The organism is Vibrio sp. V19_P1S1T109, from assembly GCF_002241375.1.
GTDB lineage: Bacteria > Pseudomonadota > Gammaproteobacteria > Enterobacterales > Vibrionaceae > Vibrio > Vibrio anguillarum.
Map to the genome: position 1 here is coordinate 1 of NZ_NDIM01000117.1, position 10,150 is coordinate 10,150.

The following is a 10,150-nucleotide window of genomic DNA, read 5'->3' on the forward strand; positions in this document are numbered from 1 at the left end:
CTATTGTTTTAATTTTTATTTTATTATCAATGTATTAAACGAAAAAATCCCGAGCTTAGCTCGGGATTTTAATATCAATTAACAGGCAACGAGAAAGTTTCGCTTATCGACGTGGCGCTTTCGCTTTACCAGTTTGAGGCCGACCAGTGCCGCGGCTACCATCGGCACCACTGTTACGGGTACTTGAAGCAGGCTTGCGACGGCCAGTCGTTGTGCCATTGGTTGTCGTACCGTTAGTTTTTTTACCATTCGTCGTTGTACCATTGGTCGTACGACTTTTAGGCTTGCCAGTCGTCGTTACGCGCTCTTCATGGCGCTTAACGGCACGGCGAATTTTTTGGCTACGCGCACGCTCACGAGTACGTGAAGTGTTGTCTTTGCTCAAATCTAGCATCGTCTCTTTTTCAGGACGCAGTTCAACCAATTCACGTAAATAGTTTACATCTTTAAGATCCAGTTCCATCCAACCGCCGCGTGGCAGTTTTTTGTCCAAATAGATCTCGCCATAACGAACGCGTTTCAAACGGCTCACTGTGGTATCTTGAGATTCCCAAAGACGACGAACTTCACGGTTACGGCCTTCGTTAATCGCGACGTAGAAAGTATGGTTCATACCTTCACCACCAGCGTAAACAATATCTTCAAAGCGTGCCAAGCCATCTTCTAGCTCAACCCCTTTAACGAGGTTACGCACTTTCTGTTCGTTCACTTCGCCAAAAACACGCACTAAATATTCGCGTTCTACTTGACGGCTTGGGTGCATAAGGCGATTAGCCAATTCACCATCGGTAGTAAAGAGAAGTAAGCCTGAGGTGTTGGCATCTAAGCGGCCAACTGAAATCCAACGCGAACCACGAATTTTAGGTAGACGATCAAATACCGTCCGACGGCCTTCTGGATCATGACGGGTACAAAGCTCACCTTCCGGTTTGTAGTAAGCAAGCACTCGGCAAATAACCTCTTCTGGTGCTTTAACGGAAACAGCATGCCCATCAATACGCACAACCGCGTTATCATCTTCTAGACGCTCGCCCAACATAGCTACCTTGCCATTAACACTGACACGTCCTGCTCTAATCAAAGCTTCTAACTCACGACGAGAACCATGACCAGCTCGTGCTAAAACTTTTTGTAACTTTTCGCTCATTTATCTACCTATGTGTCGTCTTCACAGACGTCGAATGAAAAAATGCGACCCCAAAATCGCGGCCGCATAGTATCTCAAATTCTACGCCAAAAAGCACTCGTTTTGATGGCCTACTCAAAAGCTATTCAAAAGGTGTTGGATCGCCCGCTCCCACGCGAGCAACCACCATCTCATCTTCACTGAAATCAATCACTGTCGTCGGCTGTTCACCTAAATAACCCCCGTTTAAAATGACATCCACGGCGTGCTCAAGACGATCCCGAATCTCTTCTGGATCCGATTCTGTATGGGTGTTGCCGGGCAAAATAAGTGAGGTGGACATTAGTGGTTCACCTAACGCTTCAAGTAAATCAAGTGCAATACGGTTATTAGGCACGCGGATACCGATCGTCTTACGCTTCGCATTCATCAACCGACGTGGCACTTCTTTGGTCCCTTTGAAAATAAACGTATAAGGGCCAGGTGTATTATTCTTGAGCAAGCGAAAAGCGGTATTATCCACACGCGCATAAAAAGAGAGCTCTGACAAATCACGGCACAGCAAGGTAAAATTATGCTTATCATCAAGGCGTCGAATTTGGCAAATACGCTCTAATGCTTGTTTATTTTCTAGTTGGCAGCCTAGTGCATAACCAGAATCCGTTGGGTACACAACAACTCCGCCATTGCGGATAATGGCAACCGCTTGAGTAATCAAGCGAGTCTGCGGGTTTTCTGGATGAACGTAAAAAAACTGGCTCATTGTAATTCCTCATTATTGAGTCTATCTACGGGGCTTAAACCCCAATCTTTCCAGACAGGATCGACGCCAGAAGGCAACCAAAGATTTCGCCCCAGTTCCATCCAAGGTGAGGGGTAATGAAAGTCACTGCCTTGAGAAGCTAATAGATTGTATTGTATGGCATAATCGGCCAAATTACGTCTTTCTTGTGGCGCTTGTTGTGGCTGTGCCACTTCCATAGCGTCACCACCCGCTTCTACAAATGCCGTTATTAAGCGCTTGAGCCACTTGGTCGTCAAGTCATATCGTCCAGGATGCGCTAATACCGCTTGGCCACCAGCGGCGTGTATTGCTTCAACGGCATCGGTCATCGAGCACCAACTGGGTGGTACATACCCGGGATTATCGCGGGTGAGAAACTTTTTGAACACCTGCTGCAGGTTCTTCGCAAAACCCTGTTCAACCAGCCATTTCGCGAAATGCGCACGAGTAATCGGTGCGTCGCCAGCGATCGCTTGCACCTCTTCTAACACCCCTTCACGTGTCACTTTTTGCAATCGTTGTGCAATCAATTGTGCGCGCTGCACACGATGTTCCTTTTGCTGCTCAATTAACTGCTGCAGAGCTTGAGCGTTTGAGTCGATGTTGAGCCCAACAATATGAATATCTTTATTTTGCCAAACCGTGGAAATCTCGATGCCATCGATCAAGGTGATGGGTAATTGTTGCTGATTAATATAGTCATGAGCAATAGTTAATGCATCAGTCGTATCGTGATCAGTGATCGCCAATACCTCAATATCAAAGCTTAGCGCCCTATCGATTAACGCTTGCGGCGATAACCTGCCATCTGAAGAAGTGGTGTGGCTATGTAGATCAATTCTCATAATTTTATTTTGGCCATCTTTTAGGCTTGACTTTTTACTCTCGCACTAGTTAACTAGTACACAAATGCAAGGCACGTATTTGAGGTTGACCATGTTACAAGAATTTAACCAAAACCATAATCACAATTTAAGCGCAGCTTCATCTGAGCTCAATTGGTGGCACACTTGGACAAGTTCTTGGTGGGCAACCGTGTACTTTTAAAATAGAACACGAATTCACAAAGCCCGCCTCAATGAGCGGGCTTTTTATTTTGTCGAATAGCTCACATTACATTGCGCAATAAAACAGCGAAACCCCCAAAGTGAAGATTGGGTCTCTAAGAGGATTATGCGAGTATGGACGACAGGAACATTAAAATTCATCAAGGAGGTCTTGTGAATAAGACCATTGAAATTAAAAGCTTAGGCCAAATTGACGTAATCAATATGTCCGTGCCTTATACCCAAGATCCAACACGTCTATTTCATACGCTATGTGAGTCAAAAACAGATTGTTTGCTATTAGAATCCGCCGAGATCGACTCAAAACAGGATCTCAAAAGTCTATTATTGGTTGATGCTGCCGTGCGCATCACTTGCTTTGGTCACGTTGTCACTTTTCACGCATTGACAGGCAATGGTCAACAGCTCATCGAACATCTACAGCGTAATATTAAAACGGATATTGAACATCAGTTACAACAAAATACCTTAACACTTCAATTTCAAGCACCATGTGACACGCTAGACGAAGATTCTCGCCTACGCGAAGCCTCTTCTTTTGATGCACTACGTCTCGTGCAGCACAGTTTCGATCTTCGTCATCACGATAAACATGCCCTCTTTCTAGGCGGTTTATTTGCCTACGATTTGGTGGCCAACTTCGAACCGCTAGGAAATGCCGATACGACTAATCAATGTCCAGACTACGTTTTTTATATCGCAGAAACCTTGTTGGTGATTGACCATAAAACTGAGCATTGTCAGTTGCAAGCCAGTGTTTTTAACCCCACGCCAACAATGCGTGAAACATTAATTACTCGTTTACAAGAGATCGCGCAGCAATGTGCCGCACCCAAATTACTACCGCAAGCCAAAACCGTAGCTAACGTAAGCGTGACAACGAATATTTCTGACCAAGAGTTTTGCAAGACCGTTCAAGCGTTAAAAGAATTTGTCGTGAAAGGCGATGTTTTTCAGGTGGTCCCTTCTCGCCGATTTACTCTGCCTTGCCCTTCACCACTTGCTGCTTATAAAAAACTGAAAGAGAGCAATCCAAGCCCTTATATGTTTTATATGCAAGACGAACGCTTTACTCTGTTTGGCGCTTCTCCTGAAAGCGCATTGAAATACGCCACCGAAACCAACCAAATTGAGATTTACCCTATCGCAGGGACTCGCCGCCGTGGTAAACGCACCGATGGTTCAATTGATTTTGATTTAGATAGCCGCATTGAACTTGAGCTACGTTGCGACAAAAAAGAGAACGCTGAACACATGATGTTGGTCGACCTTGCGCGCAACGATGTCGCACGTATTGCACAAGCAGGAACGCGCCACGTCGCTGATTTATTGAAAGTGGATCGCTACAGTCACGTTATGCATTTGGTTTCTCGCGTGGTGGGTCAACTCCGAAGCGATCTCGATGCACTGCACGCTTACCAAGCCTGCATGAATATGGGCACACTCACTGGTGCGCCGAAAATTCGCGCCATGCAGCTTATCCGTAACGTGGAAAAAGCCCGCCGTGGCAGTTACGGTGGCGCGGTTGGCTACCTTACTGGGGAAGGCGATTTAGATACTTGCATCGTGATCCGCTCGGCTTATGTCGAACAGGGTATTGCGCAAGTTCAAGCGGGCGCTGGAGTCGTTTATGATTCAGACCCTCAATCGGAAGCCGACGAGACACGTGGTAAAGCACAAGCCGTGATCTCTGCAATTCAAGCCGCGCATCAGGAGTAGCAGACATGGCCAACATTATTTTTATCGATAACTTTGATTCCTTTACCTACAACCTTGTTGATCAATTCCGCTCACTCGGCCATACGGTGACGGTTTATCGCAACAACATCGCCGCACAGAGCATTGAACAAGCGGTCTTTCAATTGAATGAACCGCTGCTGCTGCTCTCCCCCGGACCGGGCGCGCCCGCAGACGCGGGATGCATGCCACAATTAATCCAACGCCTTAAGGGCAAAGTGCCGATCATTGGCATCTGTTTAGGTCACCAAGCGATTGTTGAAGCTTACGGCGGCACCGTCGCGGGTGCTGGCGAAATTATCCATGGCAAAATCTCGATGATGGAACACCAACATCATCGTATTTACCAACAGCTACCGTCACCACTAGCCATTGCTCGTTATCATTCCCTAGTGGCTACTGAAGTTCCGGATAGTTTAACCATCACGGCAGAGGTTGATGGGCTCGTGATGTCCGTGGTGCAAGAGCAAGATAAAGTGTGCGGCTTTCAATTTCATCCAGAGTCCATCATGACTACTCATGGCGCAGCATTGCTTGCCAATGCGATCGATTGGGCTTTAGAAAAAAGCACCCACTAACGGATTTATAGGGATATTTTATGGAAAACATCATTAATAAACTTTACGCGCAGCAGTCGCTCTCGCAAGCAGAAAGCCAGCAACTGTTTGATGTCATCATCCGTGGTGAACTCGACTCTATTTTGATGGCAGCGGTATTGACGGCACTGAAAATCAAAGGTGAAACACCCGATGAAATTGCTGGCGCAGCCAAAGCATTATTGGCTAACGCGACCCCGTTTCCAAGGCCAGACTATGATTTTGCAGACATAGTCGGCACTGGTGGTGATGGCTCAAATACTTTTAATATTTCAACCACCGCAGCATTTGTTGCTGCTGCCTGTGGCGTAAAAATTGCCAAACATGGTAATCGTGGAGTATCGAGCAAATCAGGCTCTTCTGATCTACTGGATTCATTTGGTATTAACCTTGCAATGAGCGCTGCAAATACTCGCCAAGCCATCGATGATTTGGGCGTCGCTTTCCTATTTGCGCCGCAATATCATGGTGGCGTGCGTCATGCGATGCCCGTGCGCCAAACCATGAAAACGCGCACTATCTTCAATATATTAGGGCCGCTGATTAACCCCGCTCGCCCCAACATTGAACTGATGGGTGTTTACAGTAAAGAACTGGTTCTGCCTATTGCCCAAACCATGTTACAAATGGGACTGAAACGTGCAGCGGTCGTTCATGGCAGTGGTTTAGATGAAGTGGCGATTCATGGTGAAACCTTAGTGGCTGAAATTCGTGATGGACACATCATCGAATACACCTTAACACCTAAAGATTTTGGTGTTGAAAGCTACCCACTCGAAGCCATTCAAGGTGGTGAGCCTGCGGAGAATCGCGCCATTATCACCAACCTGCTGACTGGGAAAGGCACGCCAGCGCAACTGGCTGCCGTCGCTGTCAATGTGGCGCTGCTGCTGCGTCTTTTTGGCCAAGAAGATCTCAAAGCCAATACACAACAGGCCATTAGTGTAATGAACTCGGGCAAAGCCTATCAGCTTGTCCAACAACTGGCACAAAGAGGTTAAGCCCCATGCCTGAGCAACTTTCTGACCACATTTCAACCCAGCATACTCAAATGGCTGAAGTGTTGGCCAAAATCGTCAATGACAAATATGAGTGGGTCGAACAGCGTAAAGCGCAGCAACCATTGGGCAGCTTCGAACATTTATTAACCGCATCGGGTCGCTCGTTTTATGATGCGTTAAATACGGGTAAAACCGCTTTTATTTTGGAGTGTAAAAAAGCCTCACCTTCCAAAGGGCTCATTCGCCAAGATTTTGATTTGGATTATATCGCCTCGGTTTACCATCAATATGCAGACGCCATTTCAGTTTTGACTGATGAAAAATATTTCCAAGGCAACCTCGAATTTCTGCCACGCGTTCGCGCGCAAGTAAGCCAACCTGTGATTTGCAAAGACTTTATGGTTGATGTTTATCAGGTTTATTTGGCTCGTCACTACAGTGCAGATGCCATTTTATTAATGCTGTCCGTCCTTGATGATCAACACTATCAAACGCTAGCCAATGTGGCTCACCAACTGGGTATGGGTATTTTAACCGAAGTGAGCAATGAGGAAGAGCTGCATCGGGCAGTCGCCCTGCAAGCGAAAGTTATTGGCATTAATAACCGCAACTTGCGCGATCTCTCAACCGATCTAAATCGCACTAAACAGCTGGCACCTTTACTCCCAGAAGGAACCATGATCATCTCGGAGTCTGGTATTTATACTCACCAACAAGTGCGTGAACTTTCGCAATACGCCAACGGATTTTTAATCGGCAGCTCGTTAATGGCCGAAGAAAATTTAGAGCTAGCGGTACGCAAAGTGACGCTCGGCGAAAACAAAGTGTGCGGCTTAACTCACGCTGACGATGCGGCCAAAGCCTATCAAGCTGGAGCCGTGTTTGGTGGCTTAATTTTTGTGCCGCAATCCAAACGCTATGTCGACTTGGACAATGCACGTTTGACGATGAGCGGCGCACCGCTGCGCTACGTGGGCGTGTTTCAAAATCACACCATTGAAGCCATTACGCAGATTGCTACGACGTTAAAACTCTTTGCGGTGCAACTGCATGGCGAAGAAGATCAAGCCTATGTTGACCAATTGAGAGCTCACTTACCTAGCCAGATTGAAATCTGGAAAGCTTATGGCGTGAGCGACTGCCTACCGACCAAGCTTGAGCGCCACATTGACCGTCACTTATTCGATGCCAAAGTAGGAACGCAATCTGGCGGCACTGGCCAACGTTTTGACTGGCAATTACTAACCGAGGTAAACGATGTCATGTTGGCGGGTGGCTTATCCCCTGAAAATGCTCAGCAAGCAGCAAACATCGGTTGTTTAGGGCTCGATCTCAATTCAGGTGTTGAGAGCGAACCGGGGAAAAAAGACTTACACAAGCTAACCCTAGCGTTCGACGCTATTCGGCAGTACTAACACTAAATCGATTCCCATTGGCTTGAAAAGCGAGTAACTCACCCAGCCGCAAGGTCAAGTAGCAAGGGATAACAACAGATTCATTACCACTGAATCACTCAGTAGTAACACAGAGACTAAGGATACGAATCATGGCAAAACTCGATGCCTATTTTGGCGAATACGGTGGTCAATACGTTCCACAAATTTTAGTACCAGCGCTTGACCAATTGGAACAAGCTTTTATTGATGCGCAGGAAGATCCTGAATTTCGTGCTGAATTCATGACGTTACTACAAGAGTATGCAGGTCGGCCAACGGCGCTAACTTTGACGCGAAATCTCACGAAAGGCACAAAAACCAAATTGTACTTAAAACGTGAAGACTTATTGCACGGTGGCGCACACAAAACTAACCAAGTACTTGGTCAGGCACTGCTTGCTAAGCGTATGGGTAAACATGAAATTATTGCCGAAACAGGCGCAGGGCAACATGGTGTTGCAACGGCGTTGGCCTGCGCACTACTGGGGCTAAAATGTCGCGTTTATATGGGCGCAAAAGATGTTGAACGCCAAAGCCCCAACGTGTTTCGTATGAAGCTAATGGGCGCAGAAGTGATCCCCGTTCATTCAGGATCAGCAACACTTAAAGATGCGTGCAATGAAGCGCTACGTGACTGGTCTGCCACCTATGAAACCACCCACTATTTATTAGGTACAGCAGCGGGTCCTCACCCATTTCCAACCATAGTCCGTGAATTTCAACGCATGATTGGCGAAGAAACGAAACTGCAAATTTTGGCTCGCGAAGGTCGTTTACCAGATGCGGTGCTTGCTTGTGTCGGCGGCGGTTCGAACGCGATTGGCATGTTTGCTGACTTTATTGAAGAAAAGAATGTCCGTTTGATTGGCATTGAGCCAGCAGGAAAAGGCATTCATACCCACCAGCATGGCGCGCCATTGAAGCACGGCAAGACAGGTATTTTCTTCGGCATGAAATCACCTTTGATGCAAGATGAAAACGGGCAAGTAGAAGAGTCTTACTCGGTGTCCGCTGGGCTTGACTTCCCTTCTGTTGGCCCTCAGCACGCTCATCTTTATGCGACAGGCCGCGCTGAGTACGAAAGCATTACCGATGACGAAGCACTCGATGCTTTCCAATCGATCGCACGTAACGAAGGTATTATTCCCGCGCTGGAATCATCACATGCGGTTGCTTACGCCGTGAAGATGGCGTATGCCGAGCCAGAAAAAGAGCAGTTATTGGTCGTGAATCTATCCGGTCGCGGCGATAAAGATATTTTCACCGTCCATAAACTATTAGAAGAGAAAGGAGCGCTGTAATGGATCGCTATCAAACCCTATTTCAGCGTTTAGCTGACAACAATCAAGGTGCGTTTGTTCCATTTGTGACCATCGGGGACCCAGATCCAGAGCAATCACTGCGCATCATGCAAACGCTAGTGGAAGCAGGAGCAGACGCATTAGAACTCGGTATCCCTTTCTCTGATCCGCTCGCTGATGGCCCAACCATCCAAGGGGCGAATATTCGTGCACTGGATGCAGGGACGACTCCAGATATCTGCTTTGAGTTGATCACCAAAATTCGCGAGCAATATCCTGACCTGCCTATCGGGCTGTTGATGTATGCCAACCTCGTTTATTCACGCGGCATCGAGAACTTCTACCAACGCTGTAAAAATGCAGGTGTGGATTCAGTATTGATCGCCGATGTTCCGACTAATGAAAGCCGTGAATTTGTCGCGGCGGCAGACAAATACGGGATTCAACCCATTTTCATCGCACCACCCACCGCCAGTGATGAGACCCTAGCCGCGGTCGCCAAACTTGGCCGTGGCTATACTTATCTACTGTCTCGATCCGGTGTGACAGGAGCAGAAACAAAAGCCAATATGCCAGTACATGCCTTGTTGGAAAGACTGAACCAATTTGATGCCCCACCCGCATTGCTTGGGTTTGGAATATCAGAACCTGGGCAAGTCAAACAGGCCATCACCGCCGGTGCCGCTGGCGCAATATCAGGATCCGCAGTGGTGAAAATTATTGAACAACGACTTAATCAGCCAGATGAAATGTTAACGACTCTCAGCCATTTCGTTTCCAGCATGAAAGCAGCGACGTTGGAATAAATTGGTTTACAGCAAAAACCAACCCGATCGATTTCTGAGTCAAACCAAGAAATCGATCTTTTTTTTTAACATTTACGCCTCGCCAAATTCATTCACAAAACACAAACCAACCACTCATTAAATTGACAAAACAAATAGCAAACGTTTTCTTTTTGAAAAAACCACGTTTCATGTCAATGAACTATCAATAATCTTGTCAATTTACCTTGTTACCATATTGCTAAATGTAAAATATCCGTGTAAAAAGCTAGTCGAAATATTTATCCACCGATTGATATTTATGCAGTGGGTAACAC

10 protein-coding genes and 1 other annotated feature are annotated in these 10,150 nt (G+C 46.7%); of the genes, 7 read left to right on the top strand and 3 right to left on the bottom strand.

Going from position 1 to position 10,150, the window contains the following annotated elements:
• Nucleotides 1–103 precede the first annotated feature (103 nt).
• From rluB to rnm, 3 genes are all read right to left on the bottom strand, one after another.
• Entirely contained in the window at nucleotides 104–1,147 is a 1,044-nt protein-coding gene (gene rluB / locus B9J87_RS05530) for a 23S rRNA pseudouridine(2605) synthase RluB (protein ID WP_013857138.1), read from the bottom strand.
• A 121-nt stretch (nucleotides 1,148–1,268) separates the two neighbouring features.
• Nucleotides 1,269–1,889, bottom strand: coding sequence for an L-threonylcarbamoyladenylate synthase (locus B9J87_RS05535; RefSeq protein WP_013857139.1), 621 nt, complete (start codon nucleotides 1,887–1,889; stop codon nucleotides 1,269–1,271).
• A complete protein-coding gene (rnm, locus tag B9J87_RS05540) occupies nucleotides 1,886–2,755 on the bottom strand; it encodes an RNase RNM (RefSeq protein WP_094149687.1) in 870 nt (289 codons plus the stop codon). Before rnm ends, B9J87_RS05535 begins: the two co-directional genes overlap by 4 nt.
• 64 nt (nucleotides 2,756–2,819) lie before the next feature.
• On the opposite strand from rnm, the gene B9J87_RS05545 reads away from it, so the two are divergent.
• From B9J87_RS05545 to trpA, 7 genes are all read left to right on the top strand, one after another.
• On the top strand, nucleotides 2,820–2,957 hold the full coding sequence (locus B9J87_RS05545) for a hypothetical protein (RefSeq protein WP_010318233.1): 138 nt from the start codon (nucleotides 2,820–2,822) through the stop codon (nucleotides 2,955–2,957).
• Nucleotides 2,904–3,006: a sequence feature (Trp leader region), on the top strand. Its footprint overlaps the gene before it by 54 nt.
• Before the next feature lie 124 nt (nucleotides 3,007–3,130).
• On the top strand, nucleotides 3,131–4,696 hold the full coding sequence (locus tag B9J87_RS05550) for an anthranilate synthase component 1 (protein WP_094149689.1): 1,566 nt from the start codon (nucleotides 3,131–3,133) through the stop codon (nucleotides 4,694–4,696).
• Between the two features lie 5 nt (nucleotides 4,697–4,701).
• The gene (locus B9J87_RS05555) at nucleotides 4,702–5,292 is read left to right on the top strand and encodes an aminodeoxychorismate/anthranilate synthase component II (RefSeq protein WP_094149691.1); all 591 of its coding nucleotides are present in this window, start codon (nucleotides 4,702–4,704) and stop codon (nucleotides 5,290–5,292) included.
• A gap of 20 nt (nucleotides 5,293–5,312) precedes the next feature.
• Complete coding sequence (gene trpD / locus B9J87_RS05560; protein ID WP_094149693.1) at nucleotides 5,313–6,311, top strand: anthranilate phosphoribosyltransferase; 999 nt, start codon at nucleotides 5,313–5,315, stop codon at nucleotides 6,309–6,311.
• Nucleotides 6,312–6,316: 5 nt separating this feature from the next.
• Nucleotides 6,317–7,726 carry a bifunctional indole-3-glycerol-phosphate synthase TrpC/phosphoribosylanthranilate isomerase TrpF gene (trpCF, locus tag B9J87_RS05565; RefSeq protein ID WP_094149695.1) on the top strand — a complete coding sequence of 470 codons (1,410 nt, stop codon included), beginning with the start codon at nucleotides 6,317–6,319 and terminating at the stop codon, nucleotides 7,724–7,726.
• A 131-nt stretch (nucleotides 7,727–7,857) separates the two neighbouring features.
• Entirely contained in the window at nucleotides 7,858–9,048 is a 1,191-nt protein-coding gene (gene trpB / locus B9J87_RS05570) for a tryptophan synthase subunit beta (protein ID WP_013857145.1), read from the top strand.
• Nucleotides 9,048–9,854 (top strand): tryptophan synthase subunit alpha, encoded by an 807-nt coding sequence (gene trpA, locus B9J87_RS05575; protein ID WP_094149697.1) that lies wholly within the window; start codon nucleotides 9,048–9,050, stop codon nucleotides 9,852–9,854. The genes trpB and trpA overlap by 1 nt, the downstream gene beginning before the upstream one ends.
• Nucleotides 9,855–10,150 lie beyond the last annotated feature (296 nt).

What these genes read in the sequence shown, in the direction of transcription:
- rluB (WP_013857138.1), bottom strand. Translation starts at nt 1,147, where the DNA reads ATGAGCGAAAAGTTACAAAAAGTTTTAGCACGAGCTGGTCATGGTTCT.
- B9J87_RS05535 (WP_013857139.1), bottom strand. Translation starts at nt 1,889, where the DNA reads ATGAGCCAGTTTTTTTACGTTCATCCAGAAAACCCGCAGACTCGCTTG.
- rnm (WP_094149687.1), bottom strand. Translation starts at nt 2,755, where the DNA reads ATGAGAATTGATCTACATAGCCACACCACTTCTTCAGATGGCAGGTTA.
- B9J87_RS05545 (WP_010318233.1), top strand. Translation starts at nt 2,820, where the DNA reads ATGCAAGGCACGTATTTGAGGTTGACCATGTTACAAGAATTTAACCAA.
- B9J87_RS05555 (WP_094149691.1), top strand. Translation starts at nt 4,702, where the DNA reads ATGGCCAACATTATTTTTATCGATAACTTTGATTCCTTTACCTACAAC.
- trpD (WP_094149693.1), top strand. Translation starts at nt 5,313, where the DNA reads ATGGAAAACATCATTAATAAACTTTACGCGCAGCAGTCGCTCTCGCAA.
- trpCF (WP_094149695.1), top strand. Translation starts at nt 6,317, where the DNA reads ATGCCTGAGCAACTTTCTGACCACATTTCAACCCAGCATACTCAAATG.
- trpB (WP_013857145.1), top strand. Translation starts at nt 7,858, where the DNA reads ATGGCAAAACTCGATGCCTATTTTGGCGAATACGGTGGTCAATACGTT.
- trpA (WP_094149697.1), top strand. Translation starts at nt 9,048, where the DNA reads ATGGATCGCTATCAAACCCTATTTCAGCGTTTAGCTGACAACAATCAA.